The 20,014-nt window shown below is 70.4% G+C and carries 24 protein-coding genes and 4 tRNA genes; 18 read left to right on the top strand and 10 right to left on the bottom strand.

What is annotated here, in order from left to right:
- Positions 1-49: 49 nt before the first annotated feature.
- Together AB0F70_RS06065 and AB0F70_RS06060 are read left to right on the top strand one after the other, a co-directional pair.
- Entirely contained in the window at positions 50-553 is a 504-nt protein-coding gene (locus AB0F70_RS06065) for a MarR family winged helix-turn-helix transcriptional regulator (protein ID WP_357444666.1), read from the top strand.
- Positions 550-2,166: an MDR family MFS transporter gene (locus AB0F70_RS06060; RefSeq protein WP_357444663.1), complete on the top strand. Its 1,617-nt coding sequence runs from the start codon at positions 550-552 to the stop codon at positions 2,164-2,166. The genes AB0F70_RS06065 and AB0F70_RS06060 overlap by 4 nt, the downstream gene beginning before the upstream one ends.
- A gap of 66 nt (positions 2,167-2,232) precedes the next feature.
- On the opposite strand, the gene AB0F70_RS06055 is transcribed toward AB0F70_RS06060, so the two are convergent.
- Complete coding sequence (locus AB0F70_RS06055) at positions 2,233-3,246, bottom strand: zinc-binding dehydrogenase (RefSeq protein WP_357444660.1); 1,014 nt, start codon at positions 3,244-3,246, stop codon at positions 2,233-2,235.
- 118 nt (positions 3,247-3,364) lie between these two features.
- On the opposite strand from AB0F70_RS06055, the gene AB0F70_RS06050 reads away from it, so the two are divergent.
- Together AB0F70_RS06050 and AB0F70_RS06045 are read left to right on the top strand one after the other, a co-directional pair.
- Positions 3,365-4,318, top strand: coding sequence for a LacI family DNA-binding transcriptional regulator (locus AB0F70_RS06050; RefSeq protein ID WP_357444657.1), 954 nt, complete (start codon positions 3,365-3,367; stop codon positions 4,316-4,318).
- Between the two features lie 79 nt (positions 4,319-4,397).
- A complete protein-coding gene (locus tag AB0F70_RS06045) occupies positions 4,398-4,955 on the top strand; it encodes a MarR family winged helix-turn-helix transcriptional regulator (RefSeq protein WP_357444654.1) in 558 nt (185 codons plus the stop codon).
- A gap of 15 nt (positions 4,956-4,970) precedes the next feature.
- On the opposite strand, the gene msrB is transcribed toward AB0F70_RS06045, so the two are convergent.
- Together msrB and AB0F70_RS06035 are read right to left on the bottom strand one after the other, a co-directional pair.
- The gene (gene msrB, locus AB0F70_RS06040; RefSeq protein WP_357444651.1) at positions 4,971-5,369 is read right to left on the bottom strand and encodes a peptide-methionine (R)-S-oxide reductase MsrB; all 399 of its coding nucleotides are present in this window, start codon (positions 5,367-5,369) and stop codon (positions 4,971-4,973) included.
- 145 nt (positions 5,370-5,514) lie between these two features.
- A complete protein-coding gene (locus AB0F70_RS06035; RefSeq protein WP_357444648.1) occupies positions 5,515-7,032 on the bottom strand; it encodes a DEAD/DEAH box helicase in 1,518 nt (505 codons plus the stop codon).
- Positions 7,033-7,224: 192 nt separating this feature from the next.
- Here AB0F70_RS06035 and AB0F70_RS06030 point away from each other — a divergent pair, with 192 nt between their 5' ends.
- Positions 7,225-7,992 (top strand): M50 family metallopeptidase, encoded by a 768-nt coding sequence (locus AB0F70_RS06030; protein WP_357444645.1) that lies wholly within the window; start codon positions 7,225-7,227, stop codon positions 7,990-7,992.
- 135 nt (positions 7,993-8,127) lie between these two features.
- Here AB0F70_RS06030 and AB0F70_RS06025 read toward each other — a convergent pair whose 3' ends face one another.
- Positions 8,128-8,412, bottom strand: coding sequence for an iron-sulfur cluster biosynthesis family protein (locus tag AB0F70_RS06025; protein WP_116677444.1), 285 nt, complete (start codon positions 8,410-8,412; stop codon positions 8,128-8,130).
- 222 nt (positions 8,413-8,634) lie between these two features.
- Between AB0F70_RS06025 and AB0F70_RS06020 the strand changes: the two genes are divergently transcribed.
- The 5 genes from AB0F70_RS06020 to AB0F70_RS06000 all read left to right on the top strand — a co-directional run bounded on the left by AB0F70_RS06020 (position 8,635) and on the right by AB0F70_RS06000 (position 11,410).
- Positions 8,635-8,710, top strand: a tRNA-Lys gene (locus tag AB0F70_RS06020).
- Between the two features lie 109 nt (positions 8,711-8,819).
- A complete protein-coding gene (locus AB0F70_RS06015; RefSeq protein WP_357444642.1) occupies positions 8,820-9,149 on the top strand; it encodes a metalloregulator ArsR/SmtB family transcription factor in 330 nt (109 codons plus the stop codon).
- The gene (locus AB0F70_RS06010) at positions 9,146-9,622 is read left to right on the top strand and encodes an SRPBCC domain-containing protein (RefSeq protein WP_357444639.1); all 477 of its coding nucleotides are present in this window, start codon (positions 9,146-9,148) and stop codon (positions 9,620-9,622) included. The genes AB0F70_RS06015 and AB0F70_RS06010 overlap by 4 nt, the downstream gene beginning before the upstream one ends.
- Positions 9,623-9,657: 35 nt before the next feature.
- Positions 9,658-9,882, top strand: coding sequence for a TrmH family RNA methyltransferase (locus tag AB0F70_RS06005; RefSeq protein ID WP_357444636.1), 225 nt, complete (start codon positions 9,658-9,660; stop codon positions 9,880-9,882).
- Between the two features lie 79 nt (positions 9,883-9,961).
- On the top strand, positions 9,962-11,410 hold the full coding sequence (locus AB0F70_RS06000) for an FAD-binding protein (RefSeq protein ID WP_357444633.1): 1,449 nt from the start codon (positions 9,962-9,964) through the stop codon (positions 11,408-11,410).
- Here the strand turns inward: AB0F70_RS06000 and AB0F70_RS05995 are convergent.
- The gene (locus tag AB0F70_RS05995; protein WP_357444630.1) at positions 11,385-11,879 is read right to left on the bottom strand and encodes a hypothetical protein; all 495 of its coding nucleotides are present in this window, start codon (positions 11,877-11,879) and stop codon (positions 11,385-11,387) included. The two genes, AB0F70_RS06000 and AB0F70_RS05995, sit on opposite strands and share 26 nt — an antisense overlap.
- A 190-nt stretch (positions 11,880-12,069) precedes the next feature.
- Here AB0F70_RS05995 and AB0F70_RS05990 point away from each other — a divergent pair, with 190 nt between their 5' ends.
- Positions 12,070-12,918 (top strand): glycerophosphodiester phosphodiesterase, encoded by an 849-nt coding sequence (locus AB0F70_RS05990; protein WP_357444627.1) that lies wholly within the window; start codon positions 12,070-12,072, stop codon positions 12,916-12,918.
- A 56-nt stretch (positions 12,919-12,974) separates the two neighbouring features.
- On the opposite strand, the gene AB0F70_RS05985 is transcribed toward AB0F70_RS05990, so the two are convergent.
- Complete coding sequence (locus AB0F70_RS05985; protein WP_357444624.1) at positions 12,975-13,586, bottom strand: antibiotic biosynthesis monooxygenase; 612 nt, start codon at positions 13,584-13,586, stop codon at positions 12,975-12,977.
- 412 nt (positions 13,587-13,998) lie between these two features.
- Between AB0F70_RS05985 and AB0F70_RS05980 the strand changes: the two genes are divergently transcribed.
- Positions 13,999-15,375 carry a M15 family metallopeptidase gene (locus AB0F70_RS05980; RefSeq protein WP_357444621.1) on the top strand — a complete coding sequence of 459 codons (1,377 nt, stop codon included), beginning with the start codon at positions 13,999-14,001 and terminating at the stop codon, positions 15,373-15,375.
- 95 nt (positions 15,376-15,470) lie between these two features.
- On the opposite strand, the gene AB0F70_RS05975 is transcribed toward AB0F70_RS05980, so the two are convergent.
- Positions 15,471-15,815, bottom strand: a complete 345-nt coding sequence (locus tag AB0F70_RS05975) for a metallopeptidase family protein (RefSeq protein ID WP_357444746.1) — start codon at positions 15,813-15,815, stop codon at positions 15,471-15,473.
- 100 nt (positions 15,816-15,915) lie between these two features.
- Here AB0F70_RS05975 and AB0F70_RS05970 point away from each other — a divergent pair.
- The 3 genes from AB0F70_RS05970 to AB0F70_RS05960 all read left to right on the top strand — a co-directional run bounded on the left by AB0F70_RS05970 (position 15,916) and on the right by AB0F70_RS05960 (position 16,333).
- A tRNA-Glu gene (locus AB0F70_RS05970) sits at positions 15,916-15,988 on the top strand.
- Between the two features lie 144 nt (positions 15,989-16,132).
- Positions 16,133-16,206: transfer RNA gene (locus AB0F70_RS05965), tRNA-Asp, on the top strand.
- Between the two features lie 54 nt (positions 16,207-16,260).
- Positions 16,261-16,333, top strand: a tRNA-Phe gene (locus AB0F70_RS05960).
- Positions 16,334-16,454: 121 nt separating this feature from the next.
- On the opposite strand, the gene AB0F70_RS05955 is transcribed toward AB0F70_RS05960, so the two are convergent.
- On the bottom strand, positions 16,455-16,697 hold the full coding sequence (locus tag AB0F70_RS05955) for a hypothetical protein (RefSeq protein WP_357444618.1): 243 nt from the start codon (positions 16,695-16,697) through the stop codon (positions 16,455-16,457).
- Positions 16,698-16,927: 230 nt separating this feature from the next.
- Between AB0F70_RS05955 and AB0F70_RS05950 the strand changes: the two genes are divergently transcribed.
- The gene (locus tag AB0F70_RS05950) at positions 16,928-17,380 is read left to right on the top strand and encodes a phage holin family protein (protein WP_357444615.1); all 453 of its coding nucleotides are present in this window, start codon (positions 16,928-16,930) and stop codon (positions 17,378-17,380) included.
- Positions 17,377-17,700, top strand: a complete 324-nt coding sequence (locus tag AB0F70_RS05945) for a DUF3618 domain-containing protein (protein WP_357444612.1) — start codon at positions 17,377-17,379, stop codon at positions 17,698-17,700. Before AB0F70_RS05950 ends, AB0F70_RS05945 begins: the two co-directional genes overlap by 4 nt.
- Before the next feature lie 64 nt (positions 17,701-17,764).
- Here AB0F70_RS05945 and AB0F70_RS05940 read toward each other — a convergent pair whose 3' ends face one another.
- Complete coding sequence (locus AB0F70_RS05940; protein ID WP_108495333.1) at positions 17,765-17,974, bottom strand: BldC family transcriptional regulator; 210 nt, start codon at positions 17,972-17,974, stop codon at positions 17,765-17,767.
- 595 nt (positions 17,975-18,569) lie between these two features.
- On the opposite strand from AB0F70_RS05940, the gene AB0F70_RS05935 reads away from it, so the two are divergent.
- Positions 18,570-18,788 carry a DUF3073 domain-containing protein gene (locus AB0F70_RS05935; RefSeq protein WP_357444607.1) on the top strand — a complete coding sequence of 73 codons (219 nt, stop codon included), beginning with the start codon at positions 18,570-18,572 and terminating at the stop codon, positions 18,786-18,788.
- 63 nt (positions 18,789-18,851) lie between these two features.
- Here the strand turns inward: AB0F70_RS05935 and purM are convergent, their stop codons facing one another.
- Positions 18,852-19,958 carry a phosphoribosylformylglycinamidine cyclo-ligase gene (purM, locus tag AB0F70_RS05930; RefSeq protein ID WP_357444604.1) on the bottom strand — a complete coding sequence of 369 codons (1,107 nt, stop codon included), beginning with the start codon at positions 19,956-19,958 and terminating at the stop codon, positions 18,852-18,854.
- Positions 19,959-20,014: the final 56 nt, after the last annotated feature.

Below are 20,014 nucleotides of genomic sequence, written 5' to 3'. Positions count from 1 at the left end.
GCAACCAATCTTCATATAGTTGCTCTAAGCAATCAATTGTGAGGCACTGATGACTTCCCCACCCAGCCGGACGCCGTCCGGCACAGAAGTTCCGGCCGTCACCCTGATCTCCGCGCTCCAGAGTCTTTCGCGCGCCCAGCGGGAAGCGGCGGCACGCGTCGCTCACGAGCTCGACTGGCCCCGGTCCGGCGTCGCCGTGCTGCACCTGCTCGCCAAGTGCGGCCCGGCCTCCCTGACCGATCTCGCGGCGCACCTGCGCGTCGACCTCTCGGTAGCGAGCCGTCAGGTCAGCACGCTGGCCGACGCCGGATACGTGGTCCGCACGGTCGACGCCGAGGACCGCCGGGTGCGCACGGTCGAGCTGACCGACGCAGGGCGAGCCCTGGCGGCCGAGGCCGCCCAGCAGTACACGAACCTGATCGACCGGGCGTTCGCCGCCTGGTCGCCCGAAGACCTCGCCGAGGCGACCCGCACGCTGCACCGCCTCGTCGACACCATCAGTGCGGACACGGCGCACCGGAGAACACCCCAGAACCAGCAGGAGTTTGCATGACCAGCCCCACCACCCAGTCCACCGTGGTCGAGCCCGACCACCTCCAGGGCGAACCACCCGCCATGACGCACAGCGAGGTCCTCCGGGCCCTGTCCGGGATCCTGCTGGGCATGTTCGTCTCGGTCCTGGCGATGTCGGTGGTCTCGTCGTCGCTGCCGAAGATCATCACCGACCTCGACGGCAACCAGTCGGCCTTCACCTGGGTCGTCACCGCCACCCTGCTCACCTCGACGATCTCCACCCCGATCTGGGGCAAGCTCGCCGACCTCACGAACCGCAAGACGCTGATCCAGATAGCGCTGGTCATCTCCGTGCTCTCCGCGGCCGCCGCCGGGTTCGCGCAGGACACCGGCCAGCTCATCACCTTCCGCGCCTTCCAGGGCATCGGCGCCGGCGGTCTGCAGGCCCTGTCCGCCGTGCTCATCGCCGACATCATCAGCCCGCGTCAGCGCGGCAGGTACATGGGCCTCATGGGCTCGATCATGGGCATCGGCATGGTCGGCGGCCCGATCCTCGGCGGCTTCCTCACCGACGCCCTCAGCTGGCGCTGGAACTTCTTCGTTGGCCTGCCGTTCGCGGTGGCCTCGATCATCGTGCTGCAGATGACGCTCAAGCTCCCGAAGCGCCCGCGCGGCTCGGCGAGGATCGACATCATCGGCGCCACGCTGATCTCCGTCGGTATCGCCACCCTGCTGCTGTGGATCACGTTCGCCGGCACCGAGTTCGACTGGCTCTCCTGGCAGACGGCGGCCATGCTCGGCGGTTCCCTGCTGATCCTGGCGATCGCCGTGCTCGTGGAGCTGCGGGTCAAGAACCCGCTCATCCCGATGTACCTGTTCAAGAACCGCACGCTGGTGCTCTCTGTCATCGGATCGGTCTCCGTCGGCGTCGCGATGTTCGGCTCGTCGGTGTTCCTCAGCCAGTACATGCAGCTCTCGCGCGGCAAGACGCCTACCGAGTCGGGCCTGTACACGATCCCGATGGTCGTCGGCCTGTTCCTGTCGTCAACGGTCAGCGGACAGCTGATCTCCAAGACGGGCAGGTACAAGCCGTACATGGTGACCGGCGGCGTGCTCCTGACAGTCGGCCTGCTGCTCCTGTCGACGCTGGACTACCACACGTCGTTCGTCCTGGTCTCGATCTACCTGTTCATCCTCGGCGCGGGCGTCGGCCTGCTCATGCAGAACATGGTGCTGGCCACGCAGAACACGCTGCACATCAAGGACTCGGGCTCGGGTACGTCGACCGTGACGTTCTTCCGGTCGCTCGGCGGCGCCATCGGCGTCTCGGCGCTCGGCGCGATCCTGGGGCACAGCGTGAAGACCAGCCTGCAGGACGGCATCACCGAGATCGCCCCGCAGCTCGCGGAGCAGGGCATCGACCCGTCCGCTCTCGCCTCCGGGGGCGGCACCCTGCCCGACCTGGCGACACTCCCGCACATCCTGGTGGAGGTCGTCGAGAAGGCGTACGCGAACGGCATCGCGGACATCTTCCTCGCCGCCGTGCCGCTGGCCCTGATCGCGCTGCTCTGCGTCTCCCTCATCAAGGAGGTCCCGCTGGGCCACCGCTCGGGCATCGACCAGCTCAAGGACCTGGAACCCGCCGGGAACTGACCCGTTCGGTGGTCGAGCTTTGTCGAGACCCTCGGCAAAGCCCGACCACCGGTTCGACCCTCCGCGTCAGGGGATCGTGACCACCACCTTGTCGGCGGCGCCCGGCGTCGCCGCCGTCTCCAGGGCCCGCTGCGCGTCCTCGAACGCGAAGCGGTCGCTGATGATCACCGCGAACTTCTCCCAGTGGTCGGCGATCTCCTTGGTCACCTCGAAGATCTCCGTCGGGTACCCCATGGACGTCACGATGTTGACCTCCGCGTCGAGGATCGCGCCGAAGTCGACCTCGACGGGCTTCTTGTGGACGGCGACGACGCAGATCGTTGCGTGGTGCTTCGCGTTCGCCAGCGCCGTCTGGAGCACGATCGGGGCGCCTGCCGCGTCGAGGTAGACGTCGGTGCCCGCGCGCGGCTTGCCGAACGCCGTGACGCCCGCCCCGTGCAGCTCGGTGAGCCGGGTGGCCACGTCCTCCTCCGCGGAGTTGATGACGGCGTCGGCGCCGACGGCGAGAGCCTTCTCCAGGCGCGAGGGAAGCAGGTCGACCACGACGACGCTCGCGGCGCCGCTGAGCTTGAACCCGATGGTCGCGCCCAGCCCGATAGGGCCCGCGCCGAACACCACCACCTTGTCACCGGGCCGCACGCCTGTGCGGTTGACGGCGTGCCGGGCCACCGCCATCGGCTCGTTGAGGGCTGCGACGTCGAACGGCACCTCGTCCGGGATGATCGCGAGGCTCGTGCCGAGCACCGCGTTCTCGACCAGGAGGTACTCCGACAACGTGCCCTGCGGGCCGCCGCTGCCGATCATGCCGCTGCCCGGTGCGATCGGGTTGATCACCACGTGATCGCCGACGGCGAGGCCTTCCACCTCGGACCCGACCTCGACCACCTCGCCGGCGCCCTCGTGGCCGAGCGGCGTCTCGCCCTGCCGCGGCGGGATACCACCGATCGACACGTAGTAGCCGTCCGAGCCGCAGATGCCGCTCGCCCGCATCCGTACGAGCACGTCCTTGGGGCCGGCCGACGGTGTCGGCACCTCCTTGATCCCGGTGGTCCCAGGGCCTGTGACGATAACCGTCTTCATGGCGACGGCCTCCCTCCGTGTTGTCGTTCGCTCCCGATCCACTATGATCACTAAATCGAATTAGTGCAACGGGTGGGCCGCACAGGGCCGGCGCACCAGGCCAGAAGGGGAGCACCGGATGGGCACACGCCGGGTAACCATGCGGGACGTCGCCGAGGCCAGCGGGGTCTCGCCCGCCACCGTCAGCTTCGTGCTCAACGACGTCACCGAGCAGCACATCCTGCCGGCAACCCAGGAGCGCGTCCGGGCGGCGGCGCGGGAGCTCGGCTACGTGCCCCACGCCATCGCCAAGGCGCTGCGCGAGGGCAGCTCGCGCATAGTGCTGCTCGCCCTGCCGCAGGGCATCCGTGGCCCAGGCCTCGACGCCTACACCCGCGGTCTCGACGACGAGCTCGCCCGGCACGGTCACGTGCTCCTGGTGCGGCACGGGTCCCCGCTGCACGGTGGGCTCGAGTCGGTGGTCGCGTCGGTCGCGCCCCGCGCCGTCATCGACCTCTCGGGGCTGTACCAGCACGAGGCGGCGGACGCCGCTGCAGGCCCCGTCACCACCAACGACGGCGGCTGGGTCGACGGCCTGGCCGCGCACACCCTCGTCCAGCTCCTCCATCTGGTCCGCGCCGGGCACGCCTCCGTCGCGGTCGCCCTGCCCGAGGATCCGGGCTGGGCCCGCCTGGCCGCGGTACGGCTCGGCTTCGCCAGGCAGGCGTCCGTCCGGCTCGGCCTGGCCGAGCCGGTGGTCCTGACGGTCCCGCGGGACAAGGCGGCAGCGATCCAGGCGGTACGCGACCTCCGCCGCGATCACCCGGGCGTGAGCGCGGTGGCCGCGTTCGACGACGCGGTGGCGATGCAGCTGCTCGCCGCTCTGCACGGGCTCGGCGTCACGGTGCCGGACGAGCTCGCCGTGATCGGCTTCGACGCCGTCGAGTACGGCTCGTTCGCGACGCCCGCGCTCACCAGCGTGCACATCGACGCCGGGGCGTACGGCCAGCGCGCGGCACGCACCGTGCTCGGCCTCGAGCCGCCGGCCGATCCCCCGGCGGGCGCGACCGTCGTCGTGCGGGAGTCGGCCTGACCGGCCGCCGGTGAGCCACATCGGGGGATTTCGTGCCCGCGGACTGTGCGCCGAGGGCCTGACGCGTCATCATTGGCGGATGTTCCCGAGCACAGACAGGTCCAGCACGGACGCTCCCGACGACCAGGTCGCCGCCGGCAACGGTGCCGACGACGCGGTCGTCGACGGCGCGGTCGCTGATGACGGCACCGACCTGGGACCGTTCGAGGGTCTGGAGCGGGAGATCCGGCTGCTGATCCGCCGCGCGCAGTCCTCCGGGACGTCGATCGCACGCCGGGTCCATCCCGAGCTGGATGCCAGCGCGTACCCGCTCCTGGCACATGTCGCCGAACGGCCGGGCGCGCGGGGCTCGGACCTCGCCACCTTCTTCGGGGTCGGCCGTGCCACCGTGTCCCGGCAGCTCAGCCGTCTGGCCGAGCTCGGCCTCGTCGAACGGACGGTCGACCCGGAGGACAGCCGCGGACAGCGCATCACCCTCACGCCCGACGGCGCCGCCCGGCTGGACCGGGCGCGCTCCAGCCGGGTGGCGATGCTGGAGGGGGCACTGGCCACCTGGGAGACCGAAGAGGTCAGCCAGCTGGCCAGGCTCCTCAACCGCTACTCGGCGGACATCGTCGCGTGGAAGCAGAGCCACTGACCCGTCCGCCGGTGGTCAGCTCTCCTCGAACGTGAGGCTCACCGAGTTCATGCAGAACCGGTCGCCGGTCGGCGTCTGCGGCGCGTCGTCGAAGACGTGCCCCAGGTGCGAGCCGCACGCGGCGCAGCGCACCTCGGTGCGGACCATGCCGAGCGAACGATCCTCGATCAGCTCTACCGAGTCCCCCGCGAGCGGGCTGTAGAACGACGGCCAGCCGCAGTGCGAGTCGAACTTGGTGTCCGAGCGGAACAGCTCGGCGTCACACGCGCGACACCGGTAGACACCCGTGCGCTTCTCGTCGAGCAGCTCGCCCGTCCACGCCCGTTCAGTGCCCGCCCTCCGCAGCACCGCGTATTCCTCTGACGAGAGCTCCTTGCGCCACTCCTCGTCGGACTTCGAGACCTTGTACGTCATGTAGACACCTCCGCGCATACCAACCTTGCTCCGGCCCGCGGTGTTCCCACCCGGCTCGGAACAGGCGAGAGCCCCCGGGCCCTGACGGGTCCGGGGGCTCTGGCTACTGTAATGAACCGGCGTTATGAACCGGCGCTACGAGGCGTCAGCTCGCGGCCGAGGCGTTCGGGTTGCCCGCACCGCGGCCACGGCCGCCACGCCGACGGCTGCGGGGAGCACCCGCGGCGCCCGTCCGCGGGAAGTGGTCGGCTGCGGTACGTCCGCCGCCCGACGCCGGACGACCAGCACTGCGCTGGCCGGTCGACTGGCCGGCGCCCTGGCTGCGCGGCTGGCTCTGCCGGCCGCCACCCTGACCGCCGCCCTGACCACCGGTCTGACCGGTGCTCTGCGCGCCGGAGCGCGAGCGTCCACCCTGCTTGCGCGGCTGGCCCTGGCGACCCTGCGGCTGCGGGGCGGGCTCCACGTACTCCACGTACGGCGCGACCTCGCCGACCAGGCTGGTCACCGTCGCGTCGCCGGGACGGACGTCCTGCGGGCGGGCGGTGATCTTCGCCTTGCGGGTCAGGTCACGCACGTCGCTGCGCTCCTCGGGCAGCATGATGGTCACGACGTCGCCGCCGGAACCGGCACGCGCCGTCCGCCCTGAGCGGTGGAGGTACGCCTTGTGCTCTGCGGGCGGGTCCACGTGCACCACGAGCTCGACGTCGTCCACGTGGATGCCACGCGCGGCGATGTCCGTCGCGACGAGCACCCGGACCTCGCCGGACGAGAACGCGGCGAGGTTGCGCTCACGCGCGCCCTGGCCGAGGTTGCCGTGCAGGTCGACTGCGGGCACGCCCGCGGCGGTGAGCTGCTTGGCGAGCTTCTTGGCCTGGTGCTTGGTCCGCATGAAGAGGACGCGGCGGCCTTTGCCCTGTGCGAGCTGGTGCACCACGTTCTTCTTCACGTCCTTGTCGGCCACGGCAAGGATGTGGTGCGTCATCTGCGGGGGCGGCGCGGAGGCGTCGTCCACGGAGTGGGTGACCGGCTGGTTCAGGTAGCGCTTGACCAGCACGTCCACGCCGTTGTCCAGCGTGGCCGAGAACAGCAGGCGCTGGGTCTTCGCGGACGTCCGGTCCAGGATGCGCTTCACGCCGGGCAGGAACCCGAGGTCGGCCATGTGGTCGGCCTCGTCGAGCACGGTGATCTCGACGTCCTCGAGCGTGAGGTGCCGCTGGCCGAGCAGGTCCTCGAGCCGGCCGGGGCAGGCGATGACGATGTCGACGCCGGCGTTGAGCGCGGTGACCTGGCGCGACTGCGCCACGCCGCCGAAGATGGTGGTGGTCTTCAGACCCAGGGTCTGCGCCAGCGGAGCGATCGACTCGTCGATCTGGTTCGCGAGCTCACGCGTCGGGGCCAGGATCAGTGCGCGGGGGCGGCCCCCCGCACGGCGCGTCTGTCCGGCAGCGGCCGAACGAGCGCCGGACGTCGCGAGACGCGTCACGACCGGAAGGGCGAACGCGAGGGTCTTGCCGGAGCCGGTGCGGCCGCGGCCGAGCACGTCGCGACCGGCGAGGGAGTCCGGCAGGGACGCCGTCTGAATGGGGAACGGCGAAGTGATGCCGCGGTCTGTCAGAACGCGCAGGATGGGCGCGGGCAGACCGAGGTCGGCAAACGTAGTCAAAGGAGATGGGCCTCTCGGGCTCGGTGGCGGCGCGGATCGCGCCGGTTGTCCGCCGTGCTCTCACACCGGGCGGCGGGGTGCTAACCCGGGCCGGGGCCACGACGTCGGGCGGCTGAAGCCGCCCACGACCACCCACTATCTCACGTCATCGTCGCCGATGGCTGCGGCGAACGTCACGTTCCGTGTGGTTCTATGTGGCGCATGATTCCCGCAGCGACCAGCTCGGCCGGACCGTTCGCCGCCATCGGCGACGTGATCGGCACCATCTGGACCAACGCGGTCACCCCGGTGGACCCGCCGTCGAACCTGATGGTGCTCGGCATGTGCGCGGTCGCCCTGATCGTCGTCCTGTACAGGCCTCTGTGGCACGTGACGCGGCACGTCATCACCATCGCCCACGAGGCGTCGCACGGCCTCGGCGCCCTGCTCACGGGCCGCAAGCTCGAAGGCATCCGGCTGCACTCCGACACCTCCGGCCTGACCGTGTCGCGCGGCAAGCCGCGCGGTCCGGGCATGGTCATCACCGCGTTCGCCGGCTACGTGGGGCCGGGCCTCATCGGCCTCGGGGCCGCGTGGCTCCTCAAGCTCGGCTACGCCGTCGGGCTGCTGTGGCTGCTCGTGGTGCTCCTCGCGCTGCTGCTCCTGCAGATCCGTAACTGGTTCGGGCTCTGGTCGATCCTCGTCAGCGGCACCGCGCTCGTGTTCGTGACCTGGTTCCTGGAGCCCGAGGTGCAGAGCGCCGTCGCCTACGCGGTGACGTGGTTCCTCCTGCTCGGCGCGGTGCGCCCGGTGTTCGAGCTCCAGATCCAGCGCTCCCGCGGCCAGGCCCGGACGTCGGACGCCGACATGCTCGCTCGCCTGACCGGCGTCGGCGGCCTGTTCTGGGTGGCGATGTTCCTGCTCGTCACCCTGGGTGCGCTGGCGCTCGGCGGCGCGTGGATCCTCGGTGTCGCGCTCTGACGAGCTGCCGACCGCAAGAAGGTCCGCTCGTACCAAGCGATGGGGCCCAGAACTCACGTGAGTTCTGGGCCCCATCGCTTGGTACGAGCGGACTTCAACTTGCTTGGGTCGGCGCCCGGTCAGGGGCGCCAGGGGTCACGCCGTGGGCGTGAGCACAAATCCCGGGCCCTCAGCACCTGGGTCGGTGTCCAGGGTCAGCGTGTCCAGGGCAGGAGCAGCCTCCGCCTCGACGAACACGTTGGTGGCACCAGAGGCGTCGACGACCTGGTCGTCGGGCTGCGGGGCCGGAACCAGCGCGAGCTCGAAGTTGCCGGGCTGGCCGGACGCCTGCGCGATGCGCAGTCCGCCTTCGACCGGCACACCAGCCTGCTGAGCAAGGTCCTGGACGGCCGTACGGGCATTGTCGGTCACGGTGAGCACGTTGAGCTCCTCAGATTGGTTCTCCGCGGTCTCGTCCACCGAACCAAGCCCACCGGTACAACGCAAGCGTGAGACGCATTTAACCCGATATCTCCCGGTGGGTGAGACAGCGCGTGACAGACGCCACTTGAAGACGTACGGTGCCCCGCTCGGCGGCGTCTACGACCTCACCGCACCTGACCGGTAGGCTTTCTACTCGCGCCGCCCGGATGCCGGGCACGCGGGCCTCTAGCTCAACTGGCAGAGCAGCGGACTTTTAATCCGCGGGTTCCGGGTTCGATCCCCGGGGGGCCCACCATCGCGACAGCGACCAGTCCTTCTCCTTCCCGGCACGCCATGCCGCCTGCCTGCCCGGGCAAAACACTTAGCCCTTGCGCTAAGTGTTCTGCGCGCTAATATTTAGCCACATGGCTCAGCATTCAGCAGTGCTCGACGGCGTCTTCGTGGCCCTCGCGGACCCCACCAGGCGCGCGGTGGTCCGGCGGCTCGGTCGCGGGCCCGCGAGCGTCGGCGATCTCGCCAAGGACGCCCCGATGACGTTGCCCTCTTTCATGAAGCACGTGCGGGTGCTCGAGTCGAACGGCCTGATCCGCACCGCGAAGTCGGGCCGGGTACGCACCTGCGAGCTCAACAAGGAGCAGTTCGCGCTCGTCGAGGACTGGCTCGCCGAGCAGCGCAGGATCTGGACAGGCCGCACCGACCGCCTGGAGCAGTTCGTCACCGAGGAGAACGCATGAACCCCGAGCTCGACCTCAGCATCGACCGCATCATCCGCGCGCCCCGCAAGCAGGTGTGGGACGCCTGGACGCAGCCCGCCAAGCTGGCACAGTGGTGGATCCCCGCCCCTACCCACTGCCGCGTCGAGCGCCTCGACGTCCACGCCGGGGGCGGCTTCGTCACGCTGATGAGCGACGACGGCGAGGCGTTCGTCCCGCACCTGGACGCCTGCTTCCTCGCCGTCGACGAGTACGAGCGCCTGGTGTTCACCAACGCGATCAACAGCGAGTGGCGCCCGACGAGCCCGGCGCCGGTCCCGATGACCGCGGAGGTCGTCCTGCGGGACCACCCGGACGGCACCGACTACCGGGTCACCGTGCGGCACGGCGATCCGGCCGACCGCGCCCGGCACGCCGAGCTGGGCTTCGCCGAGGGCTGGGGCTCGACCACCGCCCAGCTCGCGCGGCTGGCCGAGGGCGACGCCGCGAACTGACGCCCAGCTCCGACATCCCGCTGTACCGCCGAGCGGTGCCGACCACGCGAGAGCGCTGGTCAGCACCGCTCTCGTCGTACCGCGAGGAAGCGCTGGCCAGGGTCGACACCCCGCGCGGGCACGAGCACCAGGGCGTGCCGGACGACGTGCTCGCGGACGTCGACGAGTGCGTCGAGATCCCGATGACCGGCTGGGGTGCGAGCCTGAATGTCGCGGTCGCGGGCAGCCTCGTCGTCTACCGGCTCGCGGGCCTGTCCTGACAGCTCGTCCACGGAATGCGCACCACCGTGCGCTCCGCGACCGGTACCGTGGACGCCCACCCGATGCTGAGGGGCTCACATGACACAGCTCGACCGCCGCACAACTCTGGCAGGCGCTGCCGTCGTCGCGTTCGATCCGATGACGTCACAGTGGCTCACCAGCTTCCCGGAGAACACCGGGGCGGTCCCGAGTCCTCGCCTCGACGGCGAGCTCGTCACGGACGACGCATCCCTCACCGAGGCGGCCACCGACTACGGGCACCTGGTCCACCGGCGCCCGCGTGCGGTGCTGCGGCCCGGTTCGGTCAGCGACGTCGTCACCGTGGTGCGCTTCGCGAACGAGCACGGCCTCACGGTCGCCGTGCGCGGGCAGGGCCACTCGACGTTCGGCCAGGCGCAGGCCGACTGCGGCATCGTCATCGACTCCCGCACGCTCGCCACGATCCACGAGATCAAGCCTGACCGGGCGGTGGTCGACGCCGGCGTGCAGTGGCTCGACCTGGTCCGCGCGGGCCTGGCCGTCGGCCTCGCGCCGCCCGTCACCACCGACTACCTCGGCCTCTCGGTCGGCGGCACGCTGTGCGTCGGTGGGATCGGTGGCACCTCGCAGCACTTCGGACTGCTCGTGGACAACACGTTCGAGCTCGAGGTGGTCACGGGCGACGGCCGGCTCGTCACGTGCTCCGCCGACCACGAGCGCGAGCTGTTCGAGGCGGTGCTCGGCGGGCTCGGCCAGTTCGCCGTCATCGTGCGCGCAACCGTCCGGCTCGTGCCGGCCCCGGCCATGGCCCGCGTCTACACGCTGACGTACCCGCAGGTCACCGACCTGACGGCCGCCCAGCGCACGGCCCTGGCCGACGGCCGCTTCGACTACCTGGAGGGTCAGCTCGTCCCCACCGACGACGACGGCTTCGTCTTCGTCCTGGAGGGCGGGGCCTGGTTCACGAGCGAGCCGCCCGACGACGACGCCCTGCTCGCCGGCCTCGCTCCCTCCGGCGTCGACGTCGCCGACCTGCCGTACCTCGAATGGCTGAACCGGATCTACGAGACCGTCGAGCAGATCGAGGCGCTCCGGCTGCCAGGGCCCTGGCTCAACCTGTTCGTCCCGGACTCGGCGACCGACGACGTGGTCACCGAGCTCCTGACCACCCTCACCCCCGCCGACGCCGGCGGCGTCGCCCTGCTCTACCCGACCACCCGGTCACTGATCACCCGCCCGCAGGTGATGGTCCCCGAGGGCCAGGTGTTCTTCCTGCTCGCGCTGCTCCGCGCGGTGAGCCCACCCGACGACGCCGAGGCGGAGCGCCTCATCGCCGAGAACGACGCGCTGTACGCCAAGGTCCGTGCCGTCGGCGGCACCAGCTACCCGGTGAACGCCCTGCGCCTGACCCCTGCCGACTGGCGCACCCACTACGGCGAGCGCTGGCCCGCCGTGCGCAGCGCCAAGGAGCGGTACGACCCCCGCCGGGTGCTCACGCCCGGTCAGGGCGTCTTCGAGGACGTCAGCAGAGCTCCTGGTACTCCTTGAGGCCCTCGACCGTCGAGGCGACGTCGAGCTCCACCTGCTCGCCCTCCGCCAGGTCGAGCGCCTCCTGCAGCTGCAGGAACGGCACCCGGATCTTCTCGACCGGGCCCCTGAACTCCTCGGGCACACGCGTCTCGAGCCGGCCGAGCTCCACCGCCGTCGCGTGCATCTGGTCGGCCGCCTGGCCGTCGAGCCCGTCGCTCGCGCCGACAAGGGCTGTGCCGATCCGCTCCTCGAGCGTTTTGTCGTTGTCGACGTACATCGCGGCGCACGCCTGATTCGCGTCCAGCGGCGCATCCGGGTCTGGCCGTGCGGAGGGTGCGGCGCTCACGCTGCCCGACGGCGAAGCGCTCGCCCCGGCGTCGGCATCGCCGTCGGCCGAGCAGCCGGCGAGCAGGACGAGCGTGGCGAGTGCGACAAGGGACCCGCGGGCCCGGAAGCCGGCCGGGGCGGTGATGACAGGTCGGACCATGGCGGACATGAAACCACCAGGCGCTGGGAATTCGCGCATCCGGCGGGTTTCGCCCGGGTGGCCGACACGGCGGTCTCAGGGCCGGGCGGTGAACTGTCCCGGAACACCTCCGGAATTCGCCCGCCTCCCACTGGGAAGCCGCGCGGGAGCGGCCTAGCGTTGAGAGCGAACCGCAGACCCGGAGGTCAGCATGGCCGTCGCCAGTCCCGCAGTCATCGCCCACCGCGGATACTCCGCGGTCGCCCCGCAGAACACGCTCGCCGCGGTCGAGGCCGCGTGCCGCGCGGGCGCGGACGCCGTCGAGATCGATCTTCAGCCCACCGCCGACGGCGTGGGCGCCGTGATCCACGACGAGACCGTCGACGCCACCACCGACGGCACGGGCAAGGTCTCCGCCCTGACCTCGCACGAGGTGCTCGGGCTCGACGCCGGCGCACGTTTCTCCCCCGCGTTCAGAGGACAGCGCGTGCCCACGCTCGCCGACGTGCTGGGCGTGCTCGCGCGGCACCCGGACACGGACCTGCTGCTGGAGCTCAAGGGCTCGTGGACCACGGAGCAGGTCGAGCGGGTCACCGCCACGATCGCCGACGCCGGGTTCGACCACCGCGTCCTCGTCCAGAGCTTCTGGCCGGGCACCGTGGCCACGGTGCGCGACGTCGCGCCGCACCTGCCGGGCGGCCTGCTCGTCTCGTTCGACCCGCCCGGGCTGCTGCGCCTCTGCGAGCGCCTTCGTGTGGTCGCCTGCAACCCGTCGGTCGCGACGGTCGCTGGCAGCCCGCGCCTGGTGTCCCGGCTGCACGCGGCCGGCCTGCGGGTCATGTCCTGGACGGCGAACGACCCCGCCGCGTGGACCACGCTCGTCGACACCGACGACGGCACGGGTGTCGACGCCGTCATCACCGACCGGCCGGAGCGGTTCGCCGGCTGGCTCGCCGGCCTGAACGCCCAGCAGGCCGCGCCACCGTTGCCGGGCCGGGGCGGGATCCGGTTGCGGCGGCGCAGGGTCCCGGCGCAGCGGGTCGTGGCCGGTACCGCCTGACGCCTGTCCCGTGCGGTGTGGGGCTCCGTCCGGTGCGGGGCTCCGTCCGGTGCGGGCTACGTCCGGTGCAGCCAGCCGTGCAGGCTGCGGGTCACCCACGGGAGCACCCAGTACGCCATGATCGGCGTCAGGATCAGCGTCGAGATCAGCACCTTGAGCACCAGCGCGACGTCGTCCCACCCGGGCACCAGGTAGGTGAACAGGGCGGTGAAGAGCAGGTTCACCGGGAAGAAGCCGAGCCAGATGCTCGTCGCCTGCTTCCACCGGGGCGGCACGACGACGGCTGCGACGTCGGCCGGCTCGTCAGTGCGTGTCGGGTCCTCGAACCAGCCCTCGATGCCCGTCCGCTGCTGGTAGCGCAGCTCCTCGACGAGGCCAGTGCCCTGCGCCAGCCAGTCCCGGCGTTCGGCGGACTGCTCCCAGGCGGCGAGCCGGTCTGCGTCGGCGAAGCGGTAGAGCATGTGCCAGTCGCGGGAGCCCTCGGCGGCGCGGATCCAGCCCGAGCCGAGAAAGCCGTCCCAGCGGTTGGCGAGGTTGACGCCCGACTGCACCCAGCGGGTGACCTCGGGGATGTGGTCGGGGTTGACGATGCGGTGGATGGACACGGTGACGGGTTGTCCGGCGGGGGTGGGCACGGATCCGTTCGCGGCCTGGTCGTGATGGGCCATGCTCGAAGTGTCACGCATGGCCCTGCGCCCTTCAATGTGAGCGCGCACACCCCAGGTTGTCGGCCCTTCACGTCCGCACCACCATCTGCGCCCAGTTTTTGTGAGGCACGCCTCCGCGGAGGGGGTTCCATAACTCTTGGACAGTCGTCCAGCATTGAATGTCGCCGCATGGAACCAACCCCCTGGCCTCCCGGCCTGGTTCCACGCGGCGACAGCCATGACCTCCGCGACCCGTCGCGCGCCGTGGCCAGACAGCAGCAGGCGCACCCGTCACCGTCCGCCAGAGGGATCAGCCCCTCACGGTGCCAGCGTGCCCAGCCGCAGAACGGAAGCTCAGCGTGCCCCAGACGCCGAACCCCGTCGCGCCCCGCACGGCGCGCCTTGTCCCTGTCCCCGAGCGTCAGGACCGTCCTTGACGCGCGGCGACCACGCACTCGTGCCCCGTCGTACGCGACGCCCGGGCACCCGCGGAGCACATGCGGCAGCCGTGCTGCCCTCGGGCCACCCCATGGTGCGCCGCTCGTCCTTCGCGATAGCCGCCGCACTCACCTCGGTCGCCCTGACCACCACAGCGGCGGTCAGCCTCACCGGGAACGACGGCGACGCCGTCGGCTCCGCGGGTAGCGCGGCAGCCCAGGGTGCCGCACAGGCCGGCCGTGTCGTCGTCGGCAGCGCGCTGGTCACCGACCCGGCGATGCGGTCAGCCTCCGAGAAGGCGACCGCCGTCCTGACCGACGCCGACTACGTGACCCGCGAGGGCGACCTCGACCGCAAGGAGCGCAAGCAGCTCCGGGCGGCCGCTCGGAACCTGCGGTCCATGCTGGAGCAGGCCGGCGTCGGCTCGGGTACCGGCTTCGCCGGTGCGCGGCAGGCGCCTGCGGCCTCCCGGGACGGCGGCCGTGCCCCGCTCGCCGAGCGTGCGGCGGACGTCCCCACCACCGGTGAGCCGACCGCGGACGCCTCCCCGAGCGCGGCTGCCACCGAGCCGACCAACCTGGCCGGCACCGTCACAGGGGTCGCACCGCTCAGCGTGCGGGGGACCACCGGGCGCCCCGTCCTCGACACCCCGCTCGCGGCCTCGGTCGACCTGACCGCGGGGGCTCAGCAGGCGGACGCCGGGACCGGCGCCGCCACGGCGACGCCGTCGGCCACCCGCATCGAGAAGGTGACGGCTTCGCTCCAGCGGCTCATCACGAAGGCCGACGGCGACGCGGTCGTGTCCGTCAAGGCGGGCCCGACGCCGGAGGAGATCGCCGCCGCGAAGAAGGCCGCCGAGGAGCGGCGCGAGGCCCGCGCGGCCCGCGCCGCCGAACGCGAGGCCGCCAGGGCCCGGGCGGCAGCCGCCGCCAGGGTCGCCGAGGCCAAGGAGATGGCCGAGGCCGCGCAGAGCTACGGCAACGGGCAGATCCCGTCGAGCGTGCTCTGCGGCCTGGGCTGGGCCCCGGACCAGCTGCTGCGGTGCGACGCCGCAGCAGAGCTCGAGAACCTGAACAGCGCCTTCCGTGCGGCGTTCGGCCGGAACCTGGACGTGACCGACGGGTACCGCTCCTACGCGGAGCAGCTGTCGGTCGCGGCGTCGAAGGGCGCCCTCGCGGCAGTGCCCGGCACCTCGAACCACGGTTGGGGGCAGGCGGTCGACCTGTCCGGCGGCATCGAGTCGTTCGGCACCACGGAACACGCCTGGATGGTCGCCAACGCCGGGAAGTACGGCTGGACGCACCCCGCCTGGGCCCAGGCTGGCGGCAGCAAGCCGGAAGCCTGGCACTGGGAGTACGGCACCTCGTACTGACCGGTGCGCACCAACCGGTGCGTACCGGCCCGTGCCACGAAGCCGGCCCCGCGAAGCTCAGCTCCTGTCGGAGCCGGCTCTCGGGGCCGGCTTCGTCATGCCCAGCCGAGCTCGTGGAGCCGTTCGTCGTCGATCCCGAAGTGGTGGGCGATCTCGTGGACCACCGTCACCGCCACCTCCTCGACGACGTCCTCACGCGTCGCGCAGAACGCGAGCGTCGGGTTGCGGAAGATGGTGATGCGGTCGGGGAGCGCGCCGGCGGCCCACATGTGGTCCCGCTCCGTGAGCGGCACTCCCTCGTAGAGCCCCAGCAGGTCCGGCTCGTCGGCGGGCGCGTCGTCCTCGACGAGCACCACCACGTTGTCCATCTGCGCCGCGAGATCCGGCGGAACGAGGTCCAACCCCTCGCTGACCGCTGCCTCGAAGTCCTCTCGCGTCATCTCCACCACGCACCCATCATCCCTGACCGGAGCCCGTCCGAGACCATTTGGTGGACGGTGCAGCGGGACCGCCGACCGACTGTAGACTTGCCAGGTCCCAGCCCCCATCGTCTAGCGGCCTAGGACCCCGCCCTTTCACGGCGGTAGCACGGGTTCGAATCCCGTTGGGGGTACGAAGGGGCTCGTCAGAGCCAAGTTCGAACCTTGTGAGGCAGGTCATCCGGCCGGAGTCCGAATCTGATTTCAGGTTCGGACCCCGGATGGGTTAAGGTTCTCACGGTTCGGAAAGAGCCCCCCGGATGCGGGTAAGCATCCAAGGCCCTGTAGCGCAGCTGGTTAGCGCGCCGCCCTGTCACGGCGGAGGTCGCGGGTTCAAGTCCCGTCAGGGTCGCGCGAGGTACGCCCGGGTTGTCGGTTGTCTCGACTATCCGGGCGTTCGCGCTAGGGCTCTGTAGCTCAGTTGGTAGAGCGTTCGACTGAAAATCGAAAGGTCACCGGATCGACGCCGGTCGGAGCCACCGCGAAAACCCCCGGAACCGTTGAGGTCCGGGGGTTCTTCATTTGTCTCGACCAGTCCGCGCACTCCCGACTCGAGATCCGGCGGTTCACCGCGCGCGGTGGTCGGCCCGGCGGGCGGGCTCAGCCGGAGTGGCGCTTCCGGATCGCGGCCCCTGCGACTGCCATCGCCGTCGCCAGCACGGCCACGATCATGGCCATCGTCAGGATCACCGCATCGTCCGGGAGCATCGGGCAGCCAGCAGGCGCATCGTCGTCAGGGCAGGTGCGCCAGGGCTGCAGCAAGTAGATGAACGACACCGCCGCTCCGATCACCGCGAGCGTCGAACCGCCAACGATCAACGCCAACGATGTTCGTGTCCTCATCCGGCGAGGGTAGGGCATGGCGAGGTTCGTGGTCGCTTTCCGGCGCGGTGAAGCGGTGATCGTCTTCAGGCAGTTCCAAGGCAATTCCTTTCAGTGAACGCCCATTCGCGCGCAGTTCCCTTCATCGCTTTTCCTCGGAGCCACGCCGCGCCAGGAATTGCCCCATGCGCACATGACCTGTTGAGTTGTCTTCAGCGGCGCAGTCCGAAAACGGCGGCACGGGAGGGCAGATGATCGAGAACGTGAAGATCGACAGCCAGACAGGGGCAGCAGGCGGCGCCCCGACAGGTACGCCGGAACCCGAGCGGCCCGCATCGCTGGGGAAGCTCGTCGAGCAGATCTCCGACCAGGCGTCCCGGCTCGTACGTGCGGAGATCGCGCTCGCCAAGGCGGAGCTGGCCGAGAAGGCGAAGAAGTCCGGCATCGGTATCGGACTACTGGTCTTCGCGCTACTGATCCTGGTCTACGCCGTGGGTGTGCTGCTCCTGGCCGCCGTGCACGGCCTGGGGACCGTGTGGCCGCTCTGGCTGTCCGCGCTCGCCATAGGCGGCTTCATGCTGCTCGTCACGGCCGTCCTGGCACTGGTGGGCGTGCAGCTCCTGAAGAAGGGCACCACCCCGCCGGAGAGCGTCCAGCGTGTGAAGGACGATATCGCGTCGATCAAGGAGGGGATGCACCGATGAGCACTCCGACAACACCGCCGCCCAGCAGCCATGAGCTCGAGGCCGAGGTTCTCCGCACCCGTGCGGAGCTCGCTGCGGCCATCGACGAGCTGACCACCCGCCTGAGCCCCAGCTATCAGGCCTCTCGTATCGCGCGCGAGGCCAAGCAGGCCGCCAGCGACGCCGGCGCGATGGCCACGGGCGCGTTCGGCAACAAGAATGGCCCGGCGCAAGATCCGCGCCGGGCCCGCAACGCCAAGCTCCTGATAGGAGCCACGCTAGTGGTAGTCCTCGGTACGGCAGTTGCCGTGACCGCTGTACTCAGGCGCGCGCGGGGCTGAGCTGGGGGGCAGCACCCGGCGCGCCTTCGTTCTGCTTGCCGACCAATCCGTCAACGACGCCTGACTAGTTGTCAGAGTCGCCCGAGCTGTCCGCTGCCGCACCGAGCAGCGCTCGTACCTCGGACTCCTTGTAGCGGCGGTGACCGCCAAGTGTCCGGATCGACGAGAGCTTTCCCGCTTTTGCCCAACGCGTTACTGTCTTGGGGTCAACACGGAACAAGCTCGCTACCTCGGCGGGCGTGAGCAGGACCTCGGATTCTCCGTGGATGGACATCCCCGCACCTCCTCCGGAACGGTGTCGGCCTGGCCGTACCAGGCGGTTGACGACACCCTCTCTTGCACCATTGTTAGCAGCAAACGGGATTTAGGCGACTTGGGGGAGCGGTTTATTTCCTCACTTTCTCCAGGCCTCGCCACGCGCGCCCGTTTCGGGCGTGTCTCGGACACGTGCGACACGCCAATGCCACTATCCGACCGCACCTCGTCGCCGCGTACGGCCGGTCGCGAGGGTAGGACCGGCCGACAACCGCCCGTCAGCCAGGAGTCGGTAAAGCGTCAGGGAAAGACGCCCCGGTCTCGCGAGCGGGAATCCGCCGGCAGGTGGCGCCGGTACTGACCAACGAGCGGCCATGGCAATGTGTCAGTCTGGTATCGGGAACGTATCAGTCAAGGCGGATGCCGGGTCCGAGCTGGGCGTCCGGGACGGGGTGATCCCAATGTCACATCAGGCGATCGGACGAATCACGTCCACGGACTGGAAGAAACGTCGTACCAGCATGTAACGTTGGAACCTGGACAGACGAAACGCTACGGGGCCGCACGTCCATGCACGGTGCCGCCCCGCTCCTACGTTGAGGGGGGTCGGAGCCATGGGCCGCGGCCGTCAGAAGGCTAAGCAGACCAAGGTTGCTCGCGAGCTGAAGTACTACAGCCCGGACACCAATTATCACGCCCTCGAGCAGGAGCTCAGCGGAGGCTCCCGCACGGATGTTGCGACTGCGACACAGTCGCGGTGGGACGCCCCGGAGGACGAGGAGTACGACAATAGGTACTCCGACTGGGTAGAGCAGGACGGCAACGCGCGTTAAAGGTGCCGGCGCCTTAGCGCCGGCACCGCGCTCAGCCTTAGATCAGGTCTCGGCTCCGCATCATCAGCGGTAGTCGTTCACGAGCCTGACAGCGCCGCCGGAAACACCCTTTGTCCCTGCGACCAGATCTTCCTGTGCCGCAGAGGCATCCAGGGTCTCGACGCTCCCGAGCGTCCACGCGGGCACGCCCAGCGTGGACAGGCGGGAGAGGGCCGCGGCGGCGCCGTCAGCGCCCACTACCGCCACCATGCCCACGCCCAGGTTGAGGGTGTTCTCCAGGTCGCGGTTCGGCACACCACCCAGATCGCGCACCATGCGGAACACCACCGGCACGTCCCAGGACGCACGGTCGACCGTGGCGACCAGCCCTGCGGGCAGCACGCGCGCCAGGTTCGCGGCGAGGCCGCCGCCGGTCACGTGCGTGAACGCGTGGACCTGTGCCGCCTCGTCCGCGGCAAGGGCCAGACAGTCGGTCGCATAGACGCGCGTCGGCTCCAGAAGCTCTTCGCCCAGTGTCCGGCCCAGGTCGTCCACGTGCCGGTCGAGCGACCAGCCCGCGTGCTTGATCACCGCGCGTACGAGGGAGTACCCGTTGGAGTGCAGACCGCTGGACGCCATGCCGATCAGCACGTCACCGGGCTGGACCCGGTCCGGGCCGAGGACCTTGTCGGCCTCCACGATGCCTGTGGCGGCCCCCGCGACGTCGTACTCGTCCGGCTTCAGGAGGCCGGGGTGCTCGGCGGTCTCGCCACCGACCAGCGCGGTGTCGGCCACCTCGCAGGCCTGCGCGATGCCGCGGACGATGTCCGCGATCCGCTCCGGCACCACCTTGCCCGTCGCGATGTAGTCGGTCATGAACAGGGGCTTGGCGCCGATCACGACGATGTCGTCCACGACCATGCCCACCAGGTCGAACCCGATGGTGTCGTGCTTGTCCATCGCCTGTGCGATAGCGACCTTGGTGCCGACGCCGTCGGTGGACGTCGCCAGCAGAGGTGCACGGTAGCCCTTGAACGCCGACAGGTCGTAGAGGCCGGCGAAGCCGCCCACGCCGCCGAGCACGGCCGGACCCTGCGTGCGGCGCACGGCGTCCTTCATGAGCTCGACGGCCTTGTCGCCCGCCTCGGTGTCGACGCCGGCGGCGGCGTAGGTCAGGCCTTCGGATGTCACTGGTGCTCCATGAGGGTGGTCGGGGCGGGTGAAGCGGTGTTGCTGGTGAAGCGGCG

This window comes from Promicromonospora sp. NPDC023805 (assembly GCF_040639635.1).
GTDB lineage: Bacteria > Actinomycetota > Actinomycetes > Actinomycetales > Cellulomonadaceae > Promicromonospora.
This window is presented reverse-complemented; position numbering and strand designations above follow the sequence as displayed.

Excerpts from the sequence above, each read along its gene's own strand:
- AB0F70_RS06065 (WP_357444666.1), top strand. The coding sequence starts at position 50 with ATGACTTCCCCACCCAGCCGGACGCCGTCCGGCACAGAAGTTCCGGCC.
- AB0F70_RS06060 (WP_357444663.1), top strand. The coding sequence starts at position 550 with ATGACCAGCCCCACCACCCAGTCCACCGTGGTCGAGCCCGACCACCTC.
- AB0F70_RS06055 (WP_357444660.1), bottom strand. The coding sequence starts at position 3,246 with ATGAAGACGGTTATCGTCACAGGCCCTGGGACCACCGGGATCAAGGAG.
- AB0F70_RS06050 (WP_357444657.1), top strand. The coding sequence starts at position 3,365 with ATGGGCACACGCCGGGTAACCATGCGGGACGTCGCCGAGGCCAGCGGG.
- AB0F70_RS06045 (WP_357444654.1), top strand. The coding sequence starts at position 4,398 with ATGTTCCCGAGCACAGACAGGTCCAGCACGGACGCTCCCGACGACCAG.
- msrB (WP_357444651.1), bottom strand. The coding sequence starts at position 5,369 with ATGACGTACAAGGTCTCGAAGTCCGACGAGGAGTGGCGCAAGGAGCTC.
- AB0F70_RS06030 (WP_357444645.1), top strand. The coding sequence starts at position 7,225 with ATGTGGCGCATGATTCCCGCAGCGACCAGCTCGGCCGGACCGTTCGCC.
- AB0F70_RS06015 (WP_357444642.1), top strand. The coding sequence starts at position 8,820 with ATGGCTCAGCATTCAGCAGTGCTCGACGGCGTCTTCGTGGCCCTCGCG.
- AB0F70_RS06010 (WP_357444639.1), top strand. The coding sequence starts at position 9,146 with ATGAACCCCGAGCTCGACCTCAGCATCGACCGCATCATCCGCGCGCCC.
- AB0F70_RS06000 (WP_357444633.1), top strand. The coding sequence starts at position 9,962 with ATGACACAGCTCGACCGCCGCACAACTCTGGCAGGCGCTGCCGTCGTC.
- AB0F70_RS05995 (WP_357444630.1), bottom strand. The coding sequence starts at position 11,879 with ATGGTCCGACCTGTCATCACCGCCCCGGCCGGCTTCCGGGCCCGCGGG.
- AB0F70_RS05990 (WP_357444627.1), top strand. The coding sequence starts at position 12,070 with ATGGCCGTCGCCAGTCCCGCAGTCATCGCCCACCGCGGATACTCCGCG.
- AB0F70_RS05985 (WP_357444624.1), bottom strand. The coding sequence starts at position 13,586 with ATGGCCCATCACGACCAGGCCGCGAACGGATCCGTGCCCACCCCCGCC.
- AB0F70_RS05975 (WP_357444746.1), bottom strand. The coding sequence starts at position 15,815 with ATGACGCGAGAGGACTTCGAGGCAGCGGTCAGCGAGGGGTTGGACCTC.
- AB0F70_RS05955 (WP_357444618.1), bottom strand. The coding sequence starts at position 16,697 with ATGAGGACACGAACATCGTTGGCGTTGATCGTTGGCGGTTCGACGCTC.
- AB0F70_RS05950 (WP_357444615.1), top strand. The coding sequence starts at position 16,928 with ATGATCGAGAACGTGAAGATCGACAGCCAGACAGGGGCAGCAGGCGGC.
- AB0F70_RS05945 (WP_357444612.1), top strand. The coding sequence starts at position 17,377 with ATGAGCACTCCGACAACACCGCCGCCCAGCAGCCATGAGCTCGAGGCC.
- AB0F70_RS05940 (WP_108495333.1), bottom strand. The coding sequence starts at position 17,974 with ATGTCCATCCACGGAGAATCCGAGGTCCTGCTCACGCCCGCCGAGGTA.
- AB0F70_RS05935 (WP_357444607.1), top strand. The coding sequence starts at position 18,570 with ATGGGCCGCGGCCGTCAGAAGGCTAAGCAGACCAAGGTTGCTCGCGAG.